The sequence below is a fragment of the Bifidobacterium sp. WK041_4_12 genome (assembly GCF_041080795.1).
GTDB lineage: Bacteria > Actinomycetota > Actinomycetes > Actinomycetales > Bifidobacteriaceae > Bombiscardovia > Bombiscardovia aquikefiricola.
Genome location: NZ_CP129674.1, coordinates 1128699 through 1154534 on the forward strand (window position 1 = coordinate 1128699; position 25836 = coordinate 1154534).

At 52.8% G+C, this 25836-nt stretch carries 23 protein-coding genes, 3 tRNA genes and 1 pseudogene; 17 read left to right on the top strand and 10 right to left on the bottom strand.

Going from position 1 to position 25836, the window contains the following annotated elements; genetic code table 11:
• Positions 1-131: 131 nt before the first annotated feature.
• Positions 132-219, bottom strand: a tRNA-Leu gene (locus QN215_RS04845).
• A 159-nt stretch (positions 220-378) separates the two neighbouring features.
• On the opposite strand from QN215_RS04845, the gene QN215_RS04850 reads away from it, so the two are divergent.
• The 6 genes and pseudogenes from QN215_RS04850 to era all read left to right on the top strand — a co-directional run bounded on the left by QN215_RS04850 (position 379) and on the right by era (position 6028).
• Complete coding sequence (locus QN215_RS04850; protein WP_369345069.1) at positions 379-1176, top strand: 16S rRNA (uracil(1498)-N(3))-methyltransferase; 798 nt, start codon at positions 379-381, stop codon at positions 1174-1176.
• 183 nt (positions 1177-1359) lie between these two features.
• Positions 1360-1698 (top strand): histidine triad nucleotide-binding protein, encoded by a 339-nt coding sequence (locus QN215_RS04855; protein WP_369344962.1) that lies wholly within the window; start codon positions 1360-1362, stop codon positions 1696-1698.
• A 36-nt stretch (positions 1699-1734) separates the two neighbouring features.
• Positions 1735-2940, top strand: coding sequence for a PhoH family protein (locus tag QN215_RS04860; protein WP_369344963.1), 1206 nt, complete (start codon positions 1735-1737; stop codon positions 2938-2940).
• Positions 2930-3409: pseudogene (ybeY, locus tag QN215_RS04865) on the top strand (rRNA maturation RNase YbeY); the annotation flags it as partial. The gene QN215_RS04860 and the pseudogene ybeY, both read left to right, overlap by 11 nt.
• Positions 3410-3498: 89 nt before the next feature.
• Positions 3499-5001 (top strand): hemolysin family protein, encoded by a 1503-nt coding sequence (locus QN215_RS04870; protein ID WP_369344965.1) that lies wholly within the window; start codon positions 3499-3501, stop codon positions 4999-5001.
• Positions 4979-6028, top strand: coding sequence for a GTPase Era (gene era / locus QN215_RS04875; RefSeq protein WP_369344966.1), 1050 nt, complete (start codon positions 4979-4981; stop codon positions 6026-6028). The genes QN215_RS04870 and era overlap by 23 nt, the downstream gene beginning before the upstream one ends.
• Positions 6029-6153: 125 nt before the next feature.
• Here era and QN215_RS04880 read toward each other — a convergent pair whose 3' ends face one another.
• Positions 6154-8202, bottom strand: coding sequence for a long-chain fatty acid--CoA ligase (locus tag QN215_RS04880; RefSeq protein ID WP_369344967.1), 2049 nt, complete (start codon positions 8200-8202; stop codon positions 6154-6156).
• 147 nt (positions 8203-8349) lie between these two features.
• Here QN215_RS04880 and QN215_RS04885 point away from each other — a divergent pair, with 147 nt between their 5' ends.
• From QN215_RS04885 to QN215_RS04920, 8 genes are all read left to right on the top strand, one after another.
• A complete protein-coding gene (locus QN215_RS04885) occupies positions 8350-9492 on the top strand; it encodes an NAD(P) transhydrogenase subunit alpha (RefSeq protein WP_369344969.1) in 1143 nt (380 codons plus the stop codon).
• Entirely contained in the window at positions 9485-9847 is a 363-nt protein-coding gene (locus tag QN215_RS04890; protein WP_369344970.1) for an NAD(P) transhydrogenase subunit alpha, read from the top strand. The genes QN215_RS04885 and QN215_RS04890 overlap by 8 nt, the downstream gene beginning before the upstream one ends.
• On the top strand, positions 9847-11253 hold the full coding sequence (locus tag QN215_RS04895; protein WP_369344971.1) for an NAD(P)(+) transhydrogenase (Re/Si-specific) subunit beta: 1407 nt from the start codon (positions 9847-9849) through the stop codon (positions 11251-11253). Before QN215_RS04890 ends, QN215_RS04895 begins: the two co-directional genes overlap by 1 nt.
• A 324-nt stretch (positions 11254-11577) precedes the next feature.
• On the top strand, positions 11578-12222 hold the full coding sequence (locus tag QN215_RS04900) for a 50S ribosomal protein L25/general stress protein Ctc (protein ID WP_369344972.1): 645 nt from the start codon (positions 11578-11580) through the stop codon (positions 12220-12222).
• A gap of 228 nt (positions 12223-12450) precedes the next feature.
• Entirely contained in the window at positions 12451-13578 is a 1128-nt protein-coding gene (locus QN215_RS04905) for a branched-chain amino acid aminotransferase (RefSeq protein WP_369344973.1), read from the top strand.
• Positions 13579-13747: 169 nt separating this feature from the next.
• A tRNA-Ala gene (locus QN215_RS04910) sits at positions 13748-13820 on the top strand.
• 585 nt (positions 13821-14405) lie between these two features.
• Positions 14406-14624, top strand: coding sequence for a type II toxin-antitoxin system RelB family antitoxin (relB, locus tag QN215_RS04915; RefSeq protein WP_369344974.1), 219 nt, complete (start codon positions 14406-14408; stop codon positions 14622-14624).
• Positions 14621-14887, top strand: coding sequence for a type II toxin-antitoxin system RelE/ParE family toxin (locus QN215_RS04920; protein WP_369344975.1), 267 nt, complete (start codon positions 14621-14623; stop codon positions 14885-14887). The genes relB and QN215_RS04920 overlap by 4 nt, the downstream gene beginning before the upstream one ends.
• A gap of 110 nt (positions 14888-14997) precedes the next feature.
• Here the strand turns inward: QN215_RS04920 and QN215_RS04925 are convergent, their stop codons facing one another.
• The 6 genes from QN215_RS04925 to QN215_RS04950 form a co-directional block, all read right to left on the bottom strand.
• The gene (locus QN215_RS04925) at positions 14998-16023 is read right to left on the bottom strand and encodes a Fic family protein (protein WP_369344976.1); all 1026 of its coding nucleotides are present in this window, start codon (positions 16021-16023) and stop codon (positions 14998-15000) included.
• A gap of 98 nt (positions 16024-16121) precedes the next feature.
• The gene (locus QN215_RS04930; protein ID WP_369344977.1) at positions 16122-16670 is read right to left on the bottom strand and encodes an NADPH-dependent FMN reductase; all 549 of its coding nucleotides are present in this window, start codon (positions 16668-16670) and stop codon (positions 16122-16124) included.
• A gap of 275 nt (positions 16671-16945) precedes the next feature.
• The gene (locus QN215_RS04935) at positions 16946-17305 is read right to left on the bottom strand and encodes a hypothetical protein (RefSeq protein ID WP_369344978.1); all 360 of its coding nucleotides are present in this window, start codon (positions 17303-17305) and stop codon (positions 16946-16948) included.
• Positions 17302-19365, bottom strand: coding sequence for a ferrous iron transport protein B (gene feoB, locus QN215_RS04940; RefSeq protein ID WP_369345070.1), 2064 nt, complete (start codon positions 19363-19365; stop codon positions 17302-17304). Before feoB ends, QN215_RS04935 begins: the two co-directional genes overlap by 4 nt.
• Before the next feature lie 301 nt (positions 19366-19666).
• Positions 19667-19894, bottom strand: a complete 228-nt coding sequence (locus QN215_RS04945; protein WP_369344979.1) for a ferrous iron transport protein A — start codon at positions 19892-19894, stop codon at positions 19667-19669.
• Between the two features lie 568 nt (positions 19895-20462).
• Positions 20463-20536: transfer RNA gene (locus QN215_RS04950), tRNA-Arg, on the bottom strand.
• A 214-nt stretch (positions 20537-20750) separates the two neighbouring features.
• Between QN215_RS04950 and QN215_RS04955 the strand changes: the two genes are divergently transcribed.
• Both QN215_RS04955 and QN215_RS04960 read left to right on the top strand, forming a co-directional pair.
• Positions 20751-21929 (top strand): MalY/PatB family protein, encoded by a 1179-nt coding sequence (locus QN215_RS04955; RefSeq protein ID WP_369344980.1) that lies wholly within the window; start codon positions 20751-20753, stop codon positions 21927-21929.
• Between the two features lie 204 nt (positions 21930-22133).
• Entirely contained in the window at positions 22134-22964 is an 831-nt protein-coding gene (locus tag QN215_RS04960) for a TIGR00730 family Rossman fold protein (RefSeq protein WP_369344981.1), read from the top strand.
• Positions 22965-23015: 51 nt separating this feature from the next.
• On the opposite strand, the gene QN215_RS04965 is transcribed toward QN215_RS04960, so the two are convergent.
• Positions 23016-23693: an O-methyltransferase gene (locus QN215_RS04965; protein ID WP_369344982.1), complete on the bottom strand. Its 678-nt coding sequence runs from the start codon at positions 23691-23693 to the stop codon at positions 23016-23018.
• A gap of 101 nt (positions 23694-23794) precedes the next feature.
• Between QN215_RS04965 and QN215_RS04970 the strand changes: the two genes are divergently transcribed.
• Positions 23795-24145, top strand: a complete 351-nt coding sequence (locus QN215_RS04970; protein WP_369344983.1) for an MGMT family protein — start codon at positions 23795-23797, stop codon at positions 24143-24145.
• Between the two features lie 52 nt (positions 24146-24197).
• Here QN215_RS04970 and QN215_RS04975 read toward each other — a convergent pair whose 3' ends face one another.
• On the bottom strand, positions 24198-25757 hold the full coding sequence (locus QN215_RS04975) for a DNA-processing protein DprA (RefSeq protein WP_369344984.1): 1560 nt from the start codon (positions 25755-25757) through the stop codon (positions 24198-24200).
• Positions 25758-25836 lie beyond the last annotated feature (79 nt).

Consider the following 25836-nt stretch of genomic DNA (forward strand, 5'->3'; position numbering starts at 1 on the left):
TCAGTGTTCGCTGATCTGTCGGTATCCGAGAGCGTGAATAGGTCACCACGGCGGGCATCATCAGCGTCTGATTGCAAAAAAATAAAAGGGAGAACGTGACTCATGAAACCATGAGTACGACTCCCTGATAGTGTCCGGAGCGGGACTTGAACCCGCACGCCCGTTTAAAATAGGCACTAGCACCTCAAGCTAGCGCGTCTACCATTCCGCCACCCGGACAATGCTGCAAAAAGACAACGGATAAAACTATAACACCATTTGAGGATTTCAGTGTTCCTCTCCCGTGTTTTTGACGCGAAAGCCTGTCTTTCAAGGAAAAATCAACTTCAGCACGTTGCACGCAGGGTGTGTCGCATGCCTCGCGGTAGTCTTGTCCGCATGACCGATCCACTCTTTCTTTTCGATTCCAACAGCGATGACACCCCGTTGAACTGTGACGAGGTGCATACGGGATGGAAAATTACGCTGCCGCAGGGGATGAGGCGACACGCATTGCAGGCGATGCGATTGAAGACCGGAGACACGCTTCAGCTTTCCGATGGGCAGGGGCTGCGGATATATGCCGCAATCGACGACGCCAATGCCGGACTGGTCGAGGTTCTTTCGGTCGGCAAGGAGCCGAAGCCTGTGACGCGACTTGCCTTGATTCAGGCTCTCGCAAAAACGGGACATGATGAACAGGCCATTGACATGGCAACGCAGCTGGGAGTAGACACCGTCATTCCTTGGCAGGCCCACCGTTCGATTGCCAAGTGGAAGCAGGGGAGAACCGACAGAAAATGGCATAACGTGCTCGCTGGAGCACTGGAACAATCACGCAGGGCATGGCTTCCCGAACTTGGCGAACTGGCTGATGATGACGATGTCATCGCCATATGTCGAAGGGCCTCGGTTCACGGAGATCTCGTCATTGTGCTCCATCAGGATGCGACCGCCACCTGGACTCAGATACGAGAATCGATGGACAGGCTTGGCGACGCAAGTCTTGAAGATGGCAAGGCAAGAACCGTGTATGTCATCGTCGGACCTGAAGGGGGCATCGCGGAAGACGAGGTCGGGTCCTTTGTCGATGCTGGCGCAGTCTCATGCGTGCTGGGGCACAATATTCTGAGGGCTTCTTTGGCGGGACCAGCCGCGATCTCCCTGTTGAGCGAAATGCTCGGACGATTTGCATAGCGGCGTTCTGTCGTTGCTGGAGACAAGACATTTTCCTGGAAGACACACCTGTTTTCAACAAGGCAAGCCAGATCATGGAAATCTCAGCATTTCGGCTGCTGCCAGCTCAGGGCCATTTATCCAAATGAGGCAATACGATGGCCATAGCAACGGTAGGTATCAGTCATGGTTGGAGGAGATCCGATGAGCGAAGCAAACGAGTGTCTATTCTGTAAGATCATTGCCGGAGAAATTCCAAGCAACACGGTGTACGAAGACGATTCCACGATAGCCTTTTCCGATATTCATCCAAAGGCGAAGGTACATGTGCTTATCGTCCCGAAAAAGCATTATGCCAATGTTGCAGAATTGGCAGAACAGGATTCCCACGAGCTTTCCCATATGGTTGGCATCGCGAAATCGATTGCCGACAAGGAATTTCATGGCGCATATCGCCTGATATTCAATACGGGTGAGGATGCGGGCCAAAGCGTGTTCCATGTCCATGCGCATGTGCTTACCGGCGAGGTCATGGCGGAGTAGAATCTTCGTTAGTCAATGTCTAGAAGAAAGGGTTCTGTGGCTACCACTACTCGCACCATCACGATTCCTACGGAGTTGAATCCCGTCAATGTCCTTGGACCGGTCGATGAGGTTATCAGAGAGGTGGAGCGTGCCTTCCCTGATTTGACGATCATTGTCCGAGGCAATCGCATAGCAATCATGGCCACGACGCGCGGAACCGAACGCGATGCGCAACAGGCTCAGGACGTTATCGAAACCATTATCAGAGCAGCCTATACGGCACCCATGGATGCCGACACGGTTCGCAGGATGCTCGAAAGGGACGGCTTGCGAAGGCAGGGAACATTGAGATTCGGCGACCACGAGGAATCGAAGAACGACAATAGAACCCATGGAAATGTTTCTTCACTCGCCAGGGATACCGCGGCGAGAGCTGCCGCACTGCATGAGCGAGAAGGCCACAGGAACGATGTACCGGGAGTGATCACATTCGCTCTTGGCGTCCCTGTGCGAGCAAAGACAGCGGGGCAAATCGCCTATGTCAATGCCATCAGCACGCATACCATCACCTTCGCCATCGGTCCGGCAGGCACAGGCAAAACCTATCTCGCGGTTGCCAAGGCGGTGCGAGCATTCCAGAACAAGGAAATACGCAAGATAATCCTGACCCGTCCGGCAGTCGAGGCAGGCGAAAATCTTGGCTTTCTCCCGGGAACGCTGAACGAGAAGGTCGATCCCTATCTTCGCCCCCTCTATGATGCCCTTTCGGACATGCTCGGTGTAGACCAGATGAAGCATTATATGGATGATGGAACCATCGAAGTCGCTCCGCTTGCGTACATGCGTGGCCGAACCCTGAACGATGCCTTCGTGATACTTGACGAGGCGCAGAATACGACCGCACAGCAGATGAAAATGTTTCTGACTCGTCTGGGATTCAACACGACCATGGTCATCACCGGAGACATCACGCAGATAGATCTCACGGTTCCCAACTCGGGATTGGCTGGCATTGAGCGCATTCTCAAAGGAGTTGAGGACATAGCCTTCATCAAGTTGGAAGCATCCGACGTGGTGAGGCACAAACTGGTGGCAAAGATCGTCGAAGCCTATGAAAAAGCCGATGAAGCCAGTTCCAGGAAGCGCAGGGACCATGCGGGTTCGCACGATGGCGCGAACGCGCGCGGAACACAGAATCATGAACAGAATCATGAGCGGAATCATGAGATAACGGTTCAGGGGACTACGAATGAGCGTTGAAGTCACGAATGAAAGCTCGTGGGGAATCGAGCCGAAGGTATTCTCTGATCTGGGGATCTGGGTCCTCAGCCAGATGCGCGTCAGCACCGATTGCGATGTGGCGATGCTATTCTGCGAGCCAGCAGCCATAGCGGACCTGCATGAGCGCTGGATGGATTTAAAGGGACCAACCGACGTCATGAGCTTCCCGATGGACGAGTTGCGTCCAGGGGATGGAAAGTCTGCCGCAGAAGGGATTCTCGGAGACATCGTTATCTGCCCGGATGTTGCCAGCCAGCAGGCATCCGCGGCCGGTCATTCCACCATGCAGGAGATGATGCTGCTCGCCATTCACGGTATGCTGCATCTTCTGGGATATGACCATATCGGCCCTGAGCAGGAACATGAGATGTTCGGACTTCAACGGCAGCTGCTGTTGACGTTTCTGGCTCAGCGTCAGGGAGCGGAACCGCCTGCAATTGCGCCATCACGTAACGAGATGCGCGCGTCCAAGCATCTCTCGGAGCTGAGCAATCGCAAGAATGACTCGAATTCCCACGATTCTGGGAGTGTGGAGTGATGACAATAAACGTAGATTCGATACTGCTGATATTGGCCATGGTCATCATGGCGGTGATTTTCGTCTGGATTTCACTGGTGATGGCTTCAACGGAAGGTGCAATGTCGCGGGTGACTCGTGCCAGCCTGAACAATCTGATGCTCGAAATCCAGACCGATGCCGAGTTGAGTCAGTTCTCACGCATGAAGAAAATCGACCGCATCCAACGAGTGCAGCGGCTTCTTGCCGACAGATTTGCAACGGCGGGTGCCTGCGCATTCTTCAGAATAACCTGTAACGTCCTTGATGGCGTGCTGGTAGCCATGATTGCGGGCGTTCTCGACTCTCCTCTCTGGCTCGTGCTCGTCTCAGGAATCATCGCCGCATTGATCATCGCAACGCTTTCAGTGCTGCTGCGCCCTCGTGTCGCAGGAGCCAAGAAACCTCTCGACATCATGCTCAAGCATGCGACCATCACCACCATCGCATCACTGGTGACGCCATTCGCACACGCCAGCGGCTTCGCACAGGGCAAGCGCAGACATCGTGATCTGACACTCTCGGATGAAGAGGAACTCGACAAGATCCAGCTTGAGCAGGGTCGTGCAATGATCGACCGCATGGTCGAAGCCAACGATTTCGACCCCGAAGTATCAGAGATGCTGAGAAACGTGCTGATGCTTTCCGACACCCTCACCCGTGAAATCATGGTTCCTAGAACTGACATGATATGCATCGAGAAGGATGCGAGCCTCGGGACGGCGATGAAACTCTTCTCACGCTCGGGATTCTCACGAATTCCCGTGATTGGTGAGGATGTCGATGATCTCGTGGGCATGGCCTATCTCAAGGATGTCGTGCGAGCCGTCGCCTTCAACCCAGCAGCGCAATCACGTGACATCGCCTCAATATGCCGCACGCCCATGCTGGTACCCGAATCCAAGGCGGTGGACGATCTCTTCCACCACATGCAGCAGACCCGACAGCACATTGCGGTGGTCATTGACGAATATGGTGGCATAGCAGGTCTGGTCACGATAGAAGATGCCATCGAACAGATCGTTGGCGAGCTTGAGGACGAGCATGACCGCACGCAGCACTCGCAGCCCGAGCAGATCGATGAACACACATGGAAGCTTCCTGCGAGAACTACCATTGCCGAGTTGGAGGAGCTTTTCGAGATAGATATCGACGAGGATGACGTGGACACTGTCTATGGTCTGCTGACCAAGATTCTTGGTCGCGTACCTATCGTCGGTGCCACGGGCGTGACCAGAGGGTTGCGCTTGACGGCCGTGGATTCTGCAGGCCGTCGCAAGAAGGTATCGACAATCCTCGTAGAGCCGGCGACGCAGACGAGTCGAGCGGATCAGGACAGTGAAGAATCGGATGTGGCATCGCAGTCTCGAGCAACACAGTCTCGAGCATCGCAGTCTGGTGCATCACATGACAGTCCAAGCCAACATGAAACATCGTATGAAAATCAGACCAGGAGAACCGATGACACAGCAACAGACGAATGATCGTTCAGCCAGCAAGGGGAGTGCTTCGCAACCGTATCGTTCGGGGTTCGTGGCGGTTGTTGGACGGCCGAATGTTGGCAAATCGACGCTGATTAATGCTCTTATCGGCAAACAGGTGGCTATAGCATCATCACGACCTGAAACCACGCGCAAGGCGATTCGGGGGATCCTTACGCTCGATCACGCACAGTTGGTGCTGGTCGATACCCCCGGCATTCACAAGCCACGAACCTTGCTGGGGCAGCGCTTGAATGACGTTGTCGATGAATCGTTAGGCGAGGTGGATGTCATAGCATTCGTTCTTCCTGCAGATCAGGAAATAGGCCCTGGAGACAGGCGCATCCTTGCTCGGCTCGAAGAGCAGTATGCGTCAAAGAAGCATGATGACAAGCATGACGACAAGCATGATGACAAGTCCTCCTTGCAGTGGAAGATTCCTGTGATCGCCGTCATCACCAAGATTGACATGCTTGACAGGGAACAGCTTGTTGCAAAACTGGTTGAGATCCAGCAATTTGCGAATTTTGCGGAATTGGTGCCCATCAGTGCGCAGGATGGCGACAATGTTGACGAACTGCGCGATGTTTTGGTCAACGTCACTCCCGAAGGCCCTCAGATGTACCCGGAGGACCAGATCAGCGAAGAATCGCCTGAAGATACCATCGCAGAGCTTATTCGTGGAGCGTTCCTTGAGGAGCTTAACGATGAACTGCCGCACTCCTTGGCTGTCACCGTCGATTCAATAATCTATCCAGAAGATGATTTCAACCTTGGTGCAGATGGCGATGCAGAGGCGACACAGCCAGCGACCGGCAAGGTGACCGTTCATGTGTCACTCTATGTGGAGAGAAATTCGCAGAAACCAATCATCATCGGGCATCGTGCCGAGCATCTGGTGCATGTCAAGAAGCGATTGCGAACTCCGTTGAACCGCATCATAGGAGCCAAATCACAGCTCGATATGCATGTCAAGGTCGCAAAGGATTGGCAGTCGAATCCCAAGCAGCTCCAGAGACTCGGATTCTGATCACTCGCCGCGAGCCAGCTCGCCGTATCCAACTCACGCCTGACTGTCGGCGAAGGTAAACTGCGGGCGGGAAAAACTGTGGTCGGAACACTGTAAACTGCGAAAACGGTGGCAGTGAGGAACGACTAGCGACGAGGAACGTACATCTGAGTATTCAGCAGGGATGCGTAACGTGCGATGACCTTCGGACGAATGACCTTCATCGATGCTGTCAACAGACCATTGTCCTGAGTGAATGATTCCGGCAGTATGATGAATTTACGGACTGATTCTGCTCGTGAAACGCCCTCATTGGCCTCGTCCACATACTGCTGGATTTCAGCCCTTACAATGGCATTGTTCGCAGCTTCTCTCGGCGTCATGGGGTGCAAGCCCTTGGATTCAAGCCAGGGTCCGAGAGTCTCAGCGTCCAGGGTGATCAAAGCTGAGATGAAAGGCCGCTTATCTTCCAAGACCAGAGCATTCTCAACGATTTCTGAGCGCTGAATCACTTCTTCGATGGGCCCAGGGGAAACGTTCTTGCCACCGGCGGTGATGATGAGATCTTTCTTGCGGCCGGTGATGAACAGGAAACCATCCTCAGAGAGCCTGCCCAAATCGCCTGTGGCATACCAGCCATCTTCGGTGAAGGACTCGGCAGTTGCCTTGTCATTTTTGTGATATTTGGCAAACACGCTGGTGCCCTTGATCTGTATTTCGCCATCCTGTGAGATTCGAAGCGAGAATCCAGGGAATGCGATGCCTACCGAACCTTCATGGAAGGGCGTGCCCAATGGGCTGAAGGCGCAAGGTGCTGTGGTTTCGGTCAAGCCATAGCCTTCATATACCGGCACCTTGGCACCCCTGAAGAAGCTTAGCAGTGAGGGATCCAGTGGCGCTCCACCCGATACGATCCACTTCGCGCGACCTCCCAGAGCCTGACGCAGTGAGCTATAGACGAGCGTGTCGAAAGCCTGACGTTTGGCAGCAACGAGATGACCTGCCTTGCCCTTCTCGGAGACCTCAGCCATATAATCCTGCGCTGCAACGACTGCCGAGGCGAATACCATGCCCTTCATGCCGTGGCCTGCCTTTTGAGAGGCTGCGTTGTATACCTTTTCGAAAACGCGGGGCACGCCAATCATGACGGTAGGTCGAGCTACCTGCAGGTCGGCGATGAGGCTCTTGATGCCTTCGGCAATGTAAATCTGAATTGAACTGTATGCGCACGCATAGTTGATGGCGCGTGCAAATGAGTGGGCCTGCGGAAGGAAGAGAAGCACCGAACCTTTCGGGTCTTGAAGCAGATCGGGAATGTATTCACGAAGATTGTGCGCGAGCGTGCAATAATGCTCATGCGTCATCTCGACACCCTTCGGTGCAGCCGTCGAACCAGACGTATAGACGACCGAACAGAGATCCTTGCTTGAAATCGAAGCGATGCGGGCATCGAGCTCTTCATCGCTGACGACCTTGCCATAAGCCTGCAACTCCTCAAGAGCGCCATTTTCCAAGCATGAGATGCGTTTGAGGGAAGGACAGTCGTCAATGGCACCATCAGCCTTCTCACGCATGTCACGGGTTTCGACGATAAGGCTTGTGGCATCCGAGTTATTGACGATATAACGAATCTGTTCAGCGGAATCGGTGTCATACACCGTAGCGACCACTCCACCTATAGACACCACTGCAGCGTCGACAACGTTCCACTGGTAACTCGTATGACACATGAAGGCAACGGCATCGCCCTTCTTCAGTCCTGCATGAAGCAGGCCCTTCGCAGCCGCACGTATGTCCTGCAGCATCTCGTCGGCCGTTCTCATAACCCATTCGCCATTGGATTTGAAGTGATACATCGGTTCGTTGCCCAAGCGCTCTGCACGTTCGCGATAAATGTCGTACAAGGTCATGCTTTCAGGAACTTTGCCGGCATCGGCGGTCGATGTGGTCAACAGTCCCGAAGCATCGTCAATGAAGGTCGTTGTGGGATAGCCTTCTGACCATTCATGGATGACGGGGAACCGGTCGGATGCGTCGTGCTGGTTTTCATCGGATTCAGGACCGGCTTCCTCAGGTGACTTGACATCGTCGTCAAGACCATCGTCGTCAAGACCGTTGTCGTGGTAACGACCCAGGGTTGCTGCACGTTTTGCAGTGGAAACCAGATATGATTTCGCTGAATTGAACAAGCCCAATTTTTCTCCTTTAATGCGTACCAATACACAATATCCTGTGGATGGGAGAATGAGAACTTGGTTGGGATGACTGTCGCCAAGGGACTATACACTCTATCTAGATTCGAAAGTGTTGAATTCTCAACCAAGCAGTGAGAAGGGAAGCAAATGGTTCAACAAGAGCATGGCTCAGTGACGTATGGAGTCATCACAGAATCCAATCAGCAGGAGTCCAGAGTTGCATTAACGCCAGAAATCGTGACCAGACTGAAAAAATCGAACATTGCCTGTGTTATCCAGCAAGGTGCGGGGGAGGCATCGCAATTTTCCGACGATCAGTATGAGAAGGCTGGTGCCACAGTTGTTTCGCGCGATGAGGTTTTCCGTAGAGCGAATGTTTTCGGGTTCATCAATCGTCCTCAGGATGCTGATCTGGCAGCTTTGCCTCATGGTTCATGGGTCGTTGGCATGCTTGGTTCCTTCACCGATCAGCAGTATGTGAAGAAGCTCGATCAGGCTGGTCTGACGGCTCTGGCGATGGAGAGGCTTCCTCGGCAGCTGAGTTCAGCACAGTCGATGGATGAGATGACATCTCAAAATTCAGTCATGGGGTATAAGGCTGCTCTGTTGGCAGCTGACAGCTACGGCTCGTTCTTCCCCATGATGACCACCGCTGCAGGAACGATTCGTCCTGCCAAGGTTCTTGTTCTCGGAGCTGGCATTGCAGGTCTGCAAGCCATCGGTACGGCCAAGCGACTGGGTGCAATCGTTACGGGATACGATGTGCGTCCCGCTTCCCGACAAGAGGTCGAATCGTTGGGAGCCAGGTTCCTTGATCTTGGCCTTGACTTCTCACAGGGACAGGGCGAAGGCGGATATGCTCGACAGCTCACGCAGGAGGAACAGGCGCAGCAGCAGGCTGCCGTCGATTCCAAGGCAGCGGCATTCGATGTCGTCATCACCACAGCCAAGGTTCCCGGTCGTCGTCCTCCGCTGCTGCTGACCAAGGCAGGCGTTGAGGGTCTTCATCGTGGTGCGGTCATCATCGACTGTGCTGCCAGTGATCTCGGTGGCAATGTTGAGGGTTCAAAGCCAGGAAAGACGGTCACCGACAATGGTGTGATCATCTTTGGCACTCCAGATTTGGCCAGTGGAGTCGCTACCACGGCATCGAATCTTGCTGCGAGAAATCTTGCGGATGTCGTTTCTCATTTCGCAACTGCAGAGGGCATGAAGTTTGACCTTTCCGAGGCACTTGACGATGCCCTTGTTGTGTCCGGTCGTACAGAAGGAGATGGTGGCAATGAGTGAGCTCGTTACACCGATTACCCTATTCGTTCTTGCTCTGCTCATCGGCGTGGAGGTTATCGGCAAGGTGCCAGCCACCCTGCACACGCCCCTCATGAGCGGCGCGAATTCCATACATGGCATCGTCATCGTTGGTGTCATCATCGTCGCATCGCAGGCACACACGCCACTGGCCTATGTCTTCATTTTCCTTGCAGCGGTGCTGGGAACGATGAACGTTGTGGGTGGCTATGTGGTCACCGACCGGATGCTTGAGATGTTCAAGTCATCGAAAACTTCCAAGAAGACGAAATCGGGAAGCGCCGAGTCAGCATCCGATGCCGCTCAGGCGAACAAGACCCAAGAGGGGACAAAGTGATGAGCACGATTGACGTCATCGCCTCATACGTATATCTGCTTTCTGCAGTGCTGTTCGTAGTAGGTCTGCATTTCATGAACTCGCCGAAGACTGCTCGCCGAGGCAATCAGATCTCTGCAATCGGCATGGTTATCGCCGTGGTCATGGCATTCGTACGATTCTTCGTCACCGGATACCTTTCGACGACGGCGCTTATTGTGCTGATCGCAGGCATTGTCATCGGTGCGATTGCTGGTCTGTATTCCGCGAAAAAGGTGAAGATGACCGACATGCCGCAACTGGTTTCCGTGTTCAACACGGTCGGTGGTGGCGCTGCTGCGCTCGTTGCCTTGAACGATATTCTGACATCGGAAAAGAATCCGACCCTTGTCGTTTTGATAACTGCAGGATTGGGCATCCTTATCGGATCCGTCACCTTTACTGGCTCTCTCGTTGCCGCTGGCAAGCTGCAAGGCATCCTTCCAGGAAAACCGATTGCACTGCCGTTGAAAGACATATGGATGGTGCTTTCCATAATCCTGACCGTTGTCTCCTTCGTCCTGCTGATCGTTGATCCGCAGCATAGAGAGTTGTGGAGCTTGCTCACCACGCTGTTCGCACTGCTCTACGGCTTGCTGTTTGTTCTTCCTATCGGTGGTGCAGACATGCCGGTTGTCATTTCTGTTTTGAATGCTTGCACTGGTACGGCAGTCGCCATGAGCGGTCTTGCCATTGACAACGTGGCGCTGATCGTAGCCGGGGCGCTGGTCGGTGCCGCAGGTGTGACACTTTCGGTGCTGATGGCGCAGGCCATGAATCGTCCGCTCTCCAGCGTGCTTGTCGGAGGATTCGGCGGTGTGGACGCGGCAACGGCCGCAGAGGGTCCTGAAGGCGTTATGAAGGAGACCTCGGCGGATGATGTTGCCGTTCAGCTGGTTTACGCCCAGAAGGTCATCTTCGTGCCGGGCTTCGGTCTTGCTCAGGCACAGGCTCAGCGAGAACTGGCCGATCTCGGCGATCTGCTGAAGCAGCGGGGCATCGATGTGAGCTATGCAATTCACCCGGTTGCCGGTCGTATGCCTGGTCATATGAATGTGCTTCTGGCAGAGGCGAACGTCCCCTATGAGGAACTCGTGGACCTTGACGACATCAACCCACAATTCCCAACGGCTTCGATTTCTCTGGTGGTTGGTGCGAACGATGTCACCAATCCTGCAGCCCGCAAACCGGGAACGCCTGTTTCTGGAATGCCCATTCTCGATGTCGATAAGTCCGAGCATGTGGTCGTCATCAAGCGTGGTCGAGGCAAGGGATATGCAGGCATCGAAAACGAACTCTACTTCGATGACAACACCCAGATGCTCTTCGGTGATGCAAAGAAGGAACTGCAGGCGATCATAGCCTCGGTCAAGGAACTCATTCAGTAGTTTCTTTAGCGCGTACAGGTGTAATTGCTTCGGTGCTGTGAACTTGTCATATTTCACAGCACCGAAGCAATTGTGTCTATGCGAGGTTTATGCGAGGTCTATGCGAGGATTCCCAGACAAATCGCAGCACAAGGCCAGATCTGCTGCCAAATCGTATGCCGAATCCGTTAAGTTCCAAGGGTGTGCTACAGTATTGCACGTTGCTTTGGCGAGGGACGCGCACGACGCGTGTCCGTGATCGACTCGGCGTATGATGGCCATTTTTCCGGCTTGTCTTGCGGTGCGTTGATGCGCCGAGCGAAAGACACGATTAGGAGAAATAACATGGCTAACACAGTTAAGCTTGAAGGTGCAGTCCGTGACCAGTTTGGCAAGGGCGCTGCACGTCGTATGCGCGTTGCGAACCTCATACCTGCAACCATTTACGCAGGTGGAGTTGAGCCAACATTCATCAAGCTTCCTCTGAAAGAAACGACGAACGCACTGCGTCGAACCAATGCTCTGTTCGAGATTGCCTATGGCACAGGCAAGAAGATGGCCGTTGTCAAGGACGTGCAGCGTAACCCAGTGAAGCGTCGCATTGAACACATCGATTTCTTCGAGGTTCGTGCAGGCGAAAAGGTTGTCGTCGAGGTTCCCGTCTTCGTTGAGGGCGAGACCAAGGGTGCTTCCGTCGCATTCGTCGACATGCAGAATTTGCAGGTCCGTGCGGATGTCACCAACCTTCCAGAGCGCATCACGATCAGTGTCGAGGGCCTCGGCGAGGGCGACAAGGTGCTTGCCAAGGACGTTGCCCTTCCCGAAGGTTCAGAACTCGTTATCGACGATGCTGAGGATTCGGTCGTCACCGTTGAAATTCCTAAGGAAGAGTCGCTTGAGCCGCAGCTTGACCAGACCACTCCTGAGGCGACTGCAACGACCGATGAAACTGACGCTGCCCCAGATCAGGCTGCACCGACTGCCGCCTGAGTCATCAGGTACGCAGGTTTTTGAAACATGTGCGGTTGTATGCATCGTAGCGATGCATACAGCCGCTTTTTCTGTATGCGGCCATAATGTGATATAGGGAACACAACGGTCGCAGCACTGTGACATAGTGCTCTGTAAGGCGAGAGGCCTCTGGTTTCTTGTTTCGAATACGAAAAGCTGCTCGGATGGGAACATGCCCGCAGCATAAGTCAAGAAGAAGCATACAGTATGACACAGCAATCACATCATGATCGACAAGCGTTGAATAAACTCGCCGAGCCATTCACTGTTTTGCAGAATCCAAATCCTGCAACAGATGCCAAGCGTCAGGAAATGATTGACAAGCCTGCCTTTGGACAGGTCTTTTCTGACAACATGACGCATATGGCTTGGACTAAAGGGGAGGGATGGTCAGATCGTCGAATTGAACCTTACGCGCCCCTGAAGCTGGAACCTGGCGCTTCCGTTCTGCACTATGCTCAGGAGGTTTTCGAAGGCCTTAAGGCATATCATCATGATGACGATTCCGTGTGGCTGTTCCGTCCGGATGCCAATGCCGAGCGTTTCCAGAACTCAGCCAAGCGTCTCTATCTTCCTGAACTTTCTAAGGATGATTTCCTTGGATCGGTTGCTGCTCTGGTCAAGAAGGATTACCAGTGGGTTCCAACCCGCCGTGAATACACGCTGTATATGCGCCCATTCATGTTTGCATCCGAGGCTTTCCTCGGTGTGCGAGCTCCAGAAGAGGTGGATTACTGCGTGATCGCGTCGCCTTCAGGCCCGTACTTCCCAGGTGGAGTCAAGCCTGTCAGCATCTGGGTTGAAGACAAGTGGTTCCGCACAGGTCCTGGCGGCACCGGATTCGCCAAGTGTGGCGGCAACTACGCAGCATCGTTGCTTGGAGAATATCGCGGACTTGAGAACGGATGCGAGCAGGTCTGCTTCGTCGATGCGGCAACCAAGACATACCTTGAGGAACTTGGCGGAATGAACATGTTCGCCGTGCACAAGGATGGCCATATGGAAACGCCAAGCCTTACCGGCAGCATTCTCCCGGGCATCACCCGTAAGTCCATCATCCAGCTGGCACAGGATCACGGCCGCGACGTTGTCGAGACCATGATCAAGCTTGACGACCTGCTTGAGGACATCAAGTCGGGTGAGGTTACCGAGGTCTTTGCTTGTGGTACTGCAGCAATCATCACCCCCATCGGTCGCTTCAAGTCTGAGAAATTCGACGTGGAGGTCGGTGCCGGTGAAACAGGCAAGACCACTCTGGATCTACGCAACGAGCTTCTGGGCATTCAGCTCGGCGAGGTCGAGGACAAGCATAACTGGATGTGGCGCGTCAAGTAACGTCGCTACCGTTGTCATTTCGAGGCGGTACATGTCATATTGACATATTGAGCATAGAGAGGCTGCAAACTGTGTGTGAATCATGACGTTGCACTCGTGATTCATCGATTCAACACGCAGTTTGCAAGTCCTTTAGGCTTGGTGTAATATATCAAAGGTTCGTTTTTTTGGGGCTATGGCGCAGCTGGTAGCGCATCTCCATGGCATGGAGAGGGTCGGGAGTTCGAATCTCCCTAGCTCCACTTTCAACCTCAAATCGTTGCAATTCCAACGGTTTGAGGTTTTTCTTTGCCTTTGAATCTGTGGGGAAATCGGGTTAATAGGCTTAATGGGCAACATGTGGGTCTTATACCCGCGTGTTAAGTGTGTTCTGCCCAGCCTTTTCTGATGCCGACTCCGTGTTTGTGGACGTTGATGCCACAAGCTCCCGCCAGGCCATGTCGCAGAAACGCAAACAGCAGTCTCGCGATGCAGTCGCACCAGACGAAAACACGCACGACACAGCCGTTCATGGGCCCACCAGCACATCCTGCCGGCATTGGTTCTTGCGCATGAGGCCGGCACGGATCACACACAGCCTCACCCACACCGATTCGCTGCTGCTCATGCCCCCAGCAAACAGGAACAGCAAACACCGGCAGAGTCAAGCCAGCCAACACATTAACGCCACACAGGGTAAACACCCACAACCAACAACCAACAACCAACAACCACACAATAAGACCCACATTTCTTTACTTAGCGGGTCTATGAATATCCACTTCGTTTGCGGACAGGCATATTGCTACACCTATACAGGTGTAATACAATGTATTCAAGGGGTGGTGATGATGACAACACTGACCATGAGAATCAATGACCAGGACGCCAAGCTCATCAAGGAATATGCAGGCTTTCATGGCATGAGCGTGAGTGAGTTCGCCCGCAATGCCATGCTTGAAACAATCGATGACGCTGACGATCTTGTCGCCTTGCGCAAGGCCATAGCCAAGGATGACGGCACCAGATATACGCTCGACCAGGCAAAGGCGGAACTTGGCCTGTGAGTTACCACGTTCACTTGAGCTCCTCGGCATTGAAGCAGCTGAAGAAGATGAATCGTTTCGATGCACAAATCATCATCGACTGGCTTACAGACCGACTTGAAGGCTGCGAGAATCCTCGCGCTTATGGCAAGCCGTTGAGTGTTAACAGGGCAGGTGAGTGGCGCTACCGCATCGGCAAGTACCGAGTGTCATGCACGATTGAGGACAATGAGCTCACGGTGCAGGTATTCAGCATTGAACACCGCAGCACCGTCTACCGTTGACATCCCCAAACAAACCCTGCACAGCAGGAACACGATCATCGCACAGCAGCATCCAACAAGAACTTCCTACGCAATCGGACGTGCGAATCTTGAATACAAGCACATAATCCCTATTTGCCCATCGTGGGACCGGAGTCAAGGGATGTCTCGCTACCATTGAGATGAACATCCCAAGAGACATGCCTTGGAGAAATACCGGAATCGCTGGCAATATCCCTGGGCACATGGTCATCATTCTGACCAGCCTCGAACAAGGGAGCAGAGTCCGCAGAGCGATCCGGACTTGAATCGATATCCTGATCGTCCCAGAACCGTTTCAAATGAGCATTAACGATCGGACGGACAGCTATACGTTTCGCGACGGAATCCGCATCCCAGTGATCCACATACGAATACCGAATTTTTCCGGGGGCAAGATCCTCGACAAGGGTCTGATAAGCATCACGCTCCGCAAGCAGCAGATCGATGAGAAACCCGGGATGCTCAGGAAAGCGATGCAACCCTCGTGTATACAGGTTGCGATGCTTGTCCTGCAATAGTGGAGGAATACTGTCAAGACGAAGCAATTCCTTGAACATCACCAGACGACCGACACGACCATTACCATCAGAGAACGGGTGAGTGGTCTCAAACATCCAATGAGCCTTGGCGATCTCGAACGGATCATCACGCAACTGCGCGTATAACGTCGACACCTCATTCATCGCTTTCGGCACATCACCGGGAAGCACTGTGTGAATACCCTCCAACTGGCTGATCACATTCGGCAATCTCTTATACCCACCGACATTCCTGTTGGGGTCTCGCTCCTGGCTCGTACCGCGCTTGAGCAGTCCATGTAGAGAGAACAGCAACGCATCATCCACGAGATCGTCCACGTGATCCAGCAGCCAATCAAACACTCGGAAATGATTCGTGGTCTCCACCACATCATCGGCACGAATCTCATCATCGACGTTGGAAGGCAGCACGGCGCCGGTTGTGAACAACTGAGCGGTCTGCTCGGGAGAAAGCGTTGACCCTTCCATATGATTGGAATTCCAAGCAAACATAATCTGAGTATTGTAATACAAGCCGTGATCCACCCGCTGGTCGCGTTCCGCACGCAACCAGTCAACCAACCTCACCTCATCCATCCAATACCTCCGAATTCGTTCCGGGTATCCGCACGAATAAAGGCAACCAGTTCAGTAGTGTCCATAGTAAACGCCCGCATATTCGGTATGCCTGTGTGTCAGGAGTTGAGGGCTAGAAATTCTTGTGCCACATTGCTGAATGCCGTTTCATAGGGCTTCATCATGCGGTCGACATCGGTGAGATTGCCCTCAGTATCACGATCTATGTCATCATGGATGGTGATCTGAGGATTTGTTGCAAGTGTACGCATGCGTAATCCTCGTAATACCAATCCCAGTGCAAGGGCTGCTTGGAATCCTCCGTGTCCGCCATAGGTGACGACTGAAACGGGCTTTCCTCGCCATTCGTCGTACAAGGTATCAAGCGCGTTCTTCAACACTCCTGGATAGCCCCAGTTGTACTGGGCAGAGAGCAGAACGAAACCATCGTACTGGGTAACCATGCTACTCCAGCGTTGCGTGCTTTCATTGCGATAGTGATGCAGCGAGGGCACTTCTGGCTCATTGAGGAACGGCAGGTCAACCTTGGCCAAATCGACGATGTCGACTTCCAATCCATGATGTCGTAAAGCATCGGCAATCCAAGTACCAAGCTGCGGACTGATTCGGGTAGGTCTGGTACTGCCCAAGATAATAGCGATTTTCATTGTGTCCCCTTTACCAGATGACGTTTGGCTGGATGCGTTGTCGCGAATTCAAGTTTTATGATACTGCCTTGAAATGAATGTTCGCTGCTACATGATTGAGATAATAAATACCTGCAAACCTGCTGAGCGCTGACTCATGCGATCACTTTCAGTCATTGAGCGCAGTTAGTTATTGAGTGCAACTGAACGGGGGAAGCCATTCAGCAAGGTCTGTGTGGAAAGTATAGCCTCAGCGCAGACATGAGCGAACGCGAACTCATAACGCAAATCATCGTCTAGACATGTACTGATGAAGAGTTAAATCTTGCAGTATTCGTTGGTTTCTTGGCCTGCCGCTCTTTCCTTCCGACGAGCATCGGGCATCCGGCGCATACGAAGGACTCAGGATCGGGCTGGCAACCCAAGCTGCCGCATTGATGTTCAGCCATATTCAATACGACGAGTTTGCCTGAGGATTTGGCCTGATCCATCACCATGTCAACGAAATCAAGAGGAAGATTCAACGTTCGGGCGACCATTGCAGCAGTCATTCCGTTCTTCAAGGCTTCAATAATCTGTGCCGGAATCTGTGCTGGACTTTTTGTCGGACTCAGCGTTTTCGAGCTTGTTGACCTTGTATGTCTGAAGGACTTCATAATAGACTACCCACTTGGAAAATAATCACTGCGAGGATATACGCAACGGTCAAGCCCATCAGAACCGACTGCAGTGCCGTTTTCCCTCCAAACTGTCGTTTCATCTCCGCAACGGTGGCAAGGCACGGCGTGTAGGCAAGCACGAAGACCATGAATGCTGCAGCTGCTGCGGCACCGTGACCGTCGCTGGACTGTTCAAAGCTGGCACGAACCGCATCTCCCAGTCTTCCCTGACCTTCCGAAGCGCCTGAATCGTTATTGGGTTCGTCGATTGAATAGCTTTGTGTCATGGAACCGACAACGACCTCTTTTGCAACGAATCCGGTGATAAGTGCAGCGGACGCATGCCAATCATTGAACCCTGCAGGCTCAAACACCATCGCGCTTTTGGAGGCTATCACGCCGTACAGGGAATGTTCCACAGTATCAACATGCCCAAAGCTGTTATTTCCGGCAATTCCCGCACTGACCGGAACCGCTGCAAGAAGCCACATGATAACGGTCATTGAAATAATTATTGAGCTTGCGCCTGTGATGAAGGCCCACAGTCTCACAGCAACGGATTTGAGCAGCCGCAAGACTTGTGGCATTTGGTAAGGCGGTAGCTCCATCGCGAAAGGCTGAGTATGCAAATCGGAGAATTGCGTTTTTCGTAAAACGAAGCCGACAGCGAGAATAATCAGGATTGAAAATACATACATCAGGAATATTGCCAGTCCTGCATACTTACCGAAGAAGGCATAAGCCAGAACAATATACACACTCAGCCTTGCAGAGCATGAGGTGAATGGTATCAAAAGGCCGGTGAGCAGGCGTTGTCTGGAATCCGGCAGAGTTCTGGTTGAGGCGAGCGCTGGCAGATTGCAACCGAAACCTACAACGAGAGGAAGAAAGGCACGTCCGTCAAGTCCGATGGCTCTCATCGCCTTGTCCATGACGAAGGCCGCGCGCGCCAGATAACCTGAATCCTCCAGCATCGAGAGGATGATGAACATGATGCCCATAGGAGGCACAAAGGTCAATACCGTCACGGCACCATTGAGCACACCGTCAATCATCAACGAGTGGAACCAGCTGTTAGTGGCTCCAACGCCGCCAACAGCGTTGAATACCCAGTCAATACCCGTGGTCAGCCATCCTCTGACGGATACATCGAACCAATCAATCAAGGGACTCGCCAGTGTGGTGATTGATTCAAACACGGCGTACATCACTATAAGAAAGGTGATAATGCCGAATACTGGATGCAGCAGCACGCGATCTATGCGATCAGACACGGTGGTGTGGTTGCTCAAGGCCGTGCCACCACCAAGTGCACGCAGCGTTTCGGCAACCCAGGTGAACCGTTCATCGGCTGTGTCCCTGACCCACTGTGAGACGGCCAGCGGTGATGTGGCATCCTTCGGGGCAGGTATGTCTGTGATTGCTTCGGTAGCGTGTGATGAGGTCTGCAATGCTGTTGATTGGGCTGCAGCATCGGTGTGACGAGTCAGCGCGTACGTGGCGATCTGGCTGATTGTTGTATCTATGGCGTGTAACAGATCTTCCTGCCCTTTCCCGCTTCGGCCGTCCACTTCAATGAAGGGAAGATGGGGGATGGCCTGTGACAACTCACTGATCGTTACGGGCGATTCCTCTTTGCTTGCCAAATCCAGCATGGTGACGGCAACTACGATAGGCCGACCCAAATCGATAAGTTGGCTGAGCAGATACAGGGATTTGGACGGTGACGTGGCATTGAATACCGCCACAATCACATCAGGGGGATTGACGCCGGCTGTGCCCATCGCTGCCTCGCACGCCACTCGTTCGTCTGGGCTTATCGCATCCAATGATGCAGTTCCGGGAGTATCTATGAATTCCCACTGTCTACCGTTATGATTCAGCTCGCCTGACTGGATAAGTACCGTAGTGCCGGGCGCATTCATGACTTTGGCGCCCGCTCCCAGAAGACTGTTGAATAGTGTGGACTTGCCTACATTCGGATTACCCATGCAAACGATGCGTGGTCGGGTGGGTCCTCTTGTTATCGGTGTTTCATGTGCGGACCCCGGAATAATTGCAGCGAGGCCGCGTCGAGTGTGATGCGTTGCAGGACTGCAGCGGGGACAAGATACCGCTGCGGGTTGAGATGGTGATGCTTCGACATGGGTGCACTCGCATGTGCCGACAGTGTCTCGCCCACTGTCTGCCATCAATTCGCTGTGTTGTTGTGCTGACATATATTTCCCAAGTATTCGGTTCTTCGAGGCCATGGCAAATGGCTGTTGTACAATCTCTCATGGCGTGCGCAAGCTCGGCCTCGATTAATTCTCTGTGTGCAAGCACATATCTCGAATATGTGAAGCGAAATCACTAGTGTTAGCTGGGTTTTACCAAGATGCGTCTGGCGGTGGTTCCATCAATCGCGATACGCTCTGAGCCGTGTGAAACTACGCATCCTCCAAAATTAGCTTTTTGAATGACGGTCAAACGCTCATGCTCGCGAAATCCGAGTTCGTTCAGACGGAAGCGGTAGCGTTCAGCGAGATCTATTGCGCATACCTCTATTTCCATGCCTAGTGGGCAGGTACGCAACGATTGTGTCATGGTGCTGACATTAGTGGAGACCAAGGGGTGTGTAAAGAGTGTTGCGCGACTTCTACAAGGTATATGATCGGCGGTTTTTTATATCGCATGTTTCAGCAGCTGGCCTCATTCTTCGAACACAACCTATGCCATGTAGATGAAGGAGCTGCTGATGGGTTCCGCGAGCTCTACCATCTGAAATATGGAAGATTCATGCATGAGTATCGAGTTTTGTTGCCTTTATCCTGTATAACCGGAGTTTTTGCTTGTTCTGGTCTTAGAACTTCAATGATTTTCAACGGTATATTCGAATAAAGGCAACAAAACTCGACTTGGCTGAATGATTATGGAACAACCGGTGTATGCAGCAGCTTTCCATCTTGTTCTCTCTGAGGCCAGCCAACAGGATGCTGCCGCGTGGCTTGGCATATCGCTAATGGGAACAGGAGCATCGGGAGTTCCTATAGCCCCTTTAACCCCATTGTTGCCTATAACCCGGCATATTTATGAAATATCTAGGCATGTCTAGAGAAGTGAAAGAAGAGGCGGAATCCAAGGTCTTGAAACCGTTAGAATTCCGCCATTCTTGTGCGCCAGACAGGATTCGAACCTGCAACCTGCTGATCCGTAGTCAGCTGCTCTAATCCGTTGGGCTACTGGCGCAGACTGCTTAAATCACTTGATTTAGGCAACTCAATTAGGATAACCCGGGATTATGTTTTTGGCAAACCAGTGTGTCTCATGGCATGTCGTCTCACTGAGCAGGCAGGATATGACCATGGTTATCATCGCGAGGTAGGCTGGATAGATTCATATCTAGACTAAGGTTCTCAAAGATCGCTGGGCTGAGATGGAAAAGGGGCATGACATAGATACCATGGTTGATTTCGATACGCTGGTGGAACGTCGCAAAGATACATCCGCAAAATGGCAGGTCATACACGATGAGATGGGCGATGGTTGCGATGATGTGCTGGCACTGTCGGTTGCAGACATGGAATTTCCCACCTGCCCCGCAGTGACTGAAGCCATCATCAACTCTGCCAAGCATGACATTCTGGGCTATGACCATATTCCCGACGAGTATTATGATGCGCTTGGTTCCTGGATGGGCAAGCACCACCATCTTGAAGTCAAGCCTGAGCAAGTCACCACCACGGCAGGAGTGATGCCAGCGGTGCTCGCGGCGCTTCGAGCAATCACACACCCCGGCGACAAGGTCATCCTGCAACGCCCGGTCTATTACCCTTTCACTCATGCCGCCGAATATGCCGGATTAACCATTCTCGACAACGAACTCGTGCGAGATTCGAACGGACATTATTCGATTGACTTCGAAGATCTGACAAGCAAGGCAGCAGATCCTCGATGCAAGGCGATGCTCGTTTGCAATCCGCATAATCCAGTGGGTCGTGTCTGGACCAGAGATGAACTGACGAGGATGGCCGATATCTGTCTGAGCAATGATGTGACCATTCTTGCTGATGAAATTCATGCCGATTTTAGCTATGACGGTCATGAAGTCACGATGATGTCAAATCTGAGTGACGAAGTTGCTCAGCATTGCATGGAATTTACTGCTCCGACGAAGACCTTTAATCTTGCTGGCCTCGCTTGCTCGAATGCCATAATCAAGAACACTTCATTGAAGAGGGACTTTGACATCGCGGTTGCCAACGCTGGTGGTCTCACGGTCAATCACTTCGGCTACGTTGCCTGTCAGGCTGCGTACGAGCATGGAGAGGCATGGTTGGACGATTTGCGCAAGTATCTGGCAAAGAATCTGAGCATTGTGAGGGATTTTGCCGATTCGCAGCATGACATTTCCTTGATTGAGCCGGAGGGCACCTATCTCGCATGGCTCGATTGCAACGGACTGGGCATGAACAACGAAGAACTGAAGAACTTCATGCGAACCAAGGCAAGAATCTTCATGGACGAAGGTTGTATGTTTGGAGCATCGGGGAGTGGATTTGAACGTGTGAACATGGCATGCCCAGCATCATTCCTGAGTGAGGCCATGGAGCGTATCGCTGTCGCCGTTGCGGTACGCTGAACGGTCCGGCCCTTTCCCGAGCAAAGCGATTCCATACCAGCATGAAGCTTGCGATGCATGCAGACAATCCGCAAAGCTTATGAAGTGTGCTCTAGGCTGTGCACCCTAACTTGCGTGCCCTATCTTGCGTGCTCAGCGCAATCGTCTGCATTGACGATAGGATTACTGTGGTAAGACTCGTTTCGACATGGTGAAGGGTCCGGTATGATAAAAAAATTCAGCAATTCAGGAAATAATCAACGCAGTGAAGCAACGGCGCAGCAAGAATCACCATTCAGTGACTCTGAGGGTGACTTGAATCCTTCGGTGCTTGGTGAAACGTACTATCGCGGCCCTGTCATGATGCGCGGACCGATGATTCCGAAAGATAACACAACCGGAAATCTTCTCGCGCCCGGTGATTCCACTGACTGGCTGCACATGGATCCATGGCGTGTCCTAAGAATCCAAGCCGAGTTCGTTGACGGTTTTGGAGCATTGGCTGAGATAGGTCCTGCGGTTTCCATTTTTGGCTCAGCACGCACGAAACACGACGATCCCACGTATAAGGCCGCTGAAACGATGGGAGCGGAAGTAGCCAAGCAAGGTCTCGCCGTGATTACCGGCGGAGGTCCCGGCGTGATGGAAGCAGCCAACAAGGGAGCGTCCACGGCCGGAGGAACCTCGATAGGACTTGGGATTGAGCTGCCACATGAGCAGGGTTTGAACGAGTGGATCAACCTCGGCATGAGTTTCCGTTATTTCTTCGTTCGCAAAACCATGTTCGTCAAATACTCCTCAGGTGTCATTATCTGCCCTGGAGGATTCGGAACGCTTGACGAAATGTTCGAACTGCTCACTCTGGTGCAGACACATAAGGTGACTACGATTCCTGTCGTCCTCTTTGACACTGAATATTGGAAGGGACTGTTCGAATGGGTGACGACCACCCTGAAGGATCGAGGCATGATTTCCGATCTTGACCCTGATCTGGTGGTGATGACCGACGATCCTCACGAGGCTGTAAGGGTCGCTACGAGTGCTGCACGCGCTTGATACTGAACAATCCCATGCTGCTTTCCGAGTGAGCCAGCTGGTGCTTAACGCTTATCGCTGGTTCATCGTGATGATGAGCAGTCCTGTGCCTATTGGCAGCAGCGTCTGATCGAGCGTTTGGTCGTGGCTGATGGAATCGAGCAGCCCGCGCAGCCGCACCGTTCGTTCGGAACGATCGACAGGGTTGAGCATGCCTCCGTTGGAATTGTCGGCGGAAAATCCAAACATGTCAGTGAAAATGAGGAGACCTTGGGGCTTCAGCAGTCTTGGAGCCTCCGTCAGACTCGCTTCATAATTGCCGATATCACCATTGACGACGATAAGATCATAGTCATCAGCGTTGAGTCGTGGAAGGAAAATCCCGGCTGGAGCATTCACCGCTCGCAGCGTGGTATCGGTAACTTCATCAAGATCAGTGAAGGCTTTCTTAATGAGTTTGCCGCCCTGCAGCGATGAATCCACCTCCGTCAACTGGCCTGAACCCTGAAGACCGGAAACAAGCTCGCAGCTTTCGACTACAGCACCAGTGCCAGCAACGATAATCGAAGACGAATGGGTCAGCTGCACGAGCAATTTCAGGAAACGAGCCTGAGCCGCTGAACCTTGTGGAAAGCCAGCCTGTTCGGCATCTCTTCGAGCCTCAACAAGTATGGAATCCTGTTGCGAAAAAGCAACATCCTCGGCAAATTCCCATGCTTTGGCGAGATTCGTATATGATGTCTTATTCATAAGTCACCACTGTAGCGTTCATGGCGGAATTCAAGCAGATTCGATGATCCGCTGACTTGTGCTGCAAGCTTCTTGTCGATTAGTTGGCTCAGAATGAATGCATGACAGAGTCAAGTTTTTCTGAACGGGTCTACGAGCTGGTGTGCCGAATCCCGCAAGGATCGGTTGCCACATACGGCCAGATAGCAGCTTTGGCTGGTAACCCTCGCAATGCGAGAGTCGTTGGCTATGCTCTGCACAGCAATCCAAAACCTGGGGTTATACCGTGCCATCGTGTGGTCTTCCGCGATGGATCCCTGGCTCCCGGCTTTGCCTTTGGCGGGCCAGAAAGACAACGGGAGCTGTTGGAAGACGAAGGCATTAGATTCATTCCTCCCAAAGATGGTGAATCGAAGCCTGCAGGTGCCGACGGATGGCTGGTCGATTTGTCTCGCTGTCAGTGGAAAGCGTAGAACAACCGCATCGGACGCATACGCCGTCACACTCAATCTTGCGCATAGTTGTCTATGAGTCTCTGATTCTCAAGCTCCCCGAAATGCTTTGGTCGATGAACCCTAGAATTTCCAGTGATCCCAATATTCTTGCGATGTCTGCCGACGTGAGCTTGGCATCCTTAAGTTTTGCATTGAGCTGATTCATCACACTGTCTGCGGTGGAATCCTTCGATTCAAGCGCATTGCGGCGAATGCACTCCAGCACATATTCCTGTTCCTGGCTCAACCCTGAAGTCTTCCGATTCGCAGGGGAGTGCGACCGGCGCCGACTTGATTTCGATGGAGCTTGTTGTACATGGTGTGAGACCGCTTCCGCTTTCCTTGACGTTGCACTTCTGGAGTTGGCAATGATGCCATGTGATGAGGCATGAGCATGCGCGTTCATGTGGCTGCTGCCTGATTCGTTCGAAGGAAGTGCTGATGCTTCCAGAAACTCTGCTGCTGAGACTGCTGTAGGGGTATGAGATGGGGAACAGATCTGTGCGATATCTTCCAGCGAGGTTATTATGCTCGCCTTGGCGTCGCGAATCAGCGCGTTGCAGCCGGCATTGTGTGGGTGCTCGATATCACCAGGGATGGCATATACTTCGCGTAAGAGATTCGCTCCCCAGTTTGCGGTGTTCAGGGCACCGGACCGTGTTCTTGCCTGAGTAACGATTATCTGCCGTGACATTGCCGCGATGATTCTATTACGCAGTAGAAATCTTCGGGCTTCAGGAATTGAGTCAGGACTGAGTTCACTGATCAGAGCGCCGTGATTGGCCTTGATGCGCTCGAACAGACGCTGATTGGAAGCGGGCCCGATATGATTGAGTCCCCCTGCAAACACGGCAATGGTGCTTCCGGGCTTGACATCGGATTCACTGCATGGTTCGTACGATTCCTGAGCTTGAACGGCACCCCAGTGTGCGAATGCGTCGGCACCGAGAGCACCGCCAGATATGACCGTATGCCCCAGCGAAGAGACCAGCCTTCCGGACAGCATGGCCATGCGTCGACCATAGTCATTGATCTGGCGTGAACCGACGATGGCAACCGGATGATCGCAACGAGCTACTGCTTCCATCGAGCCCTGACCCCACAGACACATGGGAGAAGACCAGCCGACGGTGTTAGGCAAGTCATGCAGCTGAGAAGGCCAACAGGGATGATCTGGAGCAATGACCCACATAGAGTGATCGGCTGTCACCCAGTTCTGAACCGCATCTGAGCGCACATCAAGAGTGGCATCAAACCCGAGCGTTGCCTTGCGATGCTCCCAACGGACAATGGCATCGTAGAGACGATGCAGGGAAGGCTTGGTCTGACACTGATTCCTTATTTCCATTCCCTTGACGAAAGCGTCATGCACTGCCTTCGGCAAGGAGTGGGACGTGTGGGTGCTCTGTGCCATTCGCGTGCCATGCTCGGCCAGAAGCTGCCACAGCGCCATGACCTGTATGCCACCCAGCACCAGAGCATGCATGACTGGATCAGGTCCATCGGAACAATATGACAGCAAAGCCCTGGCAACGGTGCTGTCACGAATGCTGCCACCATTGCTTTCGCTGGTACTGCTTGTGCTCCACACATCGTTCTTGGCTGTGCAATCGAGTTCTGTGCGGTTTAATTCCGTGTTGTTTAATTCCCTGCGGTCTGATTCCCTGCGG

Bases quoted from the DNA above. Each gene is read 5' to 3' on its own strand.
- QN215_RS04850 (WP_369345069.1), top strand. From the start codon at position 379: ATGACCGATCCACTCTTTCTTTTCGATTCCAACAGCGATGACACCCCG.
- QN215_RS04855 (WP_369344962.1), top strand. From the start codon at position 1,360: ATGAGCGAAGCAAACGAGTGTCTATTCTGTAAGATCATTGCCGGAGAA.
- QN215_RS04870 (WP_369344965.1), top strand. From the start codon at position 3,499: ATGACAATAAACGTAGATTCGATACTGCTGATATTGGCCATGGTCATC.
- era (WP_369344966.1), top strand. From the start codon at position 4,979: ATGACACAGCAACAGACGAATGATCGTTCAGCCAGCAAGGGGAGTGCT.
- QN215_RS04885 (WP_369344969.1), top strand. From the start codon at position 8,350: ATGGTTCAACAAGAGCATGGCTCAGTGACGTATGGAGTCATCACAGAA.
- QN215_RS04890 (WP_369344970.1), top strand. From the start codon at position 9,485: ATGAGTGAGCTCGTTACACCGATTACCCTATTCGTTCTTGCTCTGCTC.
- QN215_RS04895 (WP_369344971.1), top strand. From the start codon at position 9,847: ATGAGCACGATTGACGTCATCGCCTCATACGTATATCTGCTTTCTGCA.
- QN215_RS04900 (WP_369344972.1), top strand. From the start codon at position 11,578: ATGGCTAACACAGTTAAGCTTGAAGGTGCAGTCCGTGACCAGTTTGGC.
- QN215_RS04905 (WP_369344973.1), top strand. From the start codon at position 12,451: ATGACACAGCAATCACATCATGATCGACAAGCGTTGAATAAACTCGCC.
- relB (WP_369344974.1), top strand. From the start codon at position 14,406: ATGATGACAACACTGACCATGAGAATCAATGACCAGGACGCCAAGCTC.
- QN215_RS04925 (WP_369344976.1), bottom strand. From the start codon at position 16,023: ATGGATGAGGTGAGGTTGGTTGACTGGTTGCGTGCGGAACGCGACCAG.
- QN215_RS04930 (WP_369344977.1), bottom strand. From the start codon at position 16,670: ATGAAAATCGCTATTATCTTGGGCAGTACCAGACCTACCCGAATCAGT.
- QN215_RS04935 (WP_369344978.1), bottom strand. From the start codon at position 17,305: ATGAAGTCCTTCAGACATACAAGGTCAACAAGCTCGAAAACGCTGAGT.
- QN215_RS04945 (WP_369344979.1), bottom strand. From the start codon at position 19,894: ATGACACAATCGTTGCGTACCTGCCCACTAGGCATGGAAATAGAGGTA.
- QN215_RS04955 (WP_369344980.1), top strand. From the start codon at position 20,751: ATGGTTGATTTCGATACGCTGGTGGAACGTCGCAAAGATACATCCGCA.
- QN215_RS04960 (WP_369344981.1), top strand. From the start codon at position 22,134: ATGATAAAAAAATTCAGCAATTCAGGAAATAATCAACGCAGTGAAGCA.
- QN215_RS04965 (WP_369344982.1), bottom strand. From the start codon at position 23,693: ATGAATAAGACATCATATACGAATCTCGCCAAAGCATGGGAATTTGCC.
- QN215_RS04970 (WP_369344983.1), top strand. From the start codon at position 23,795: ATGACAGAGTCAAGTTTTTCTGAACGGGTCTACGAGCTGGTGTGCCGA.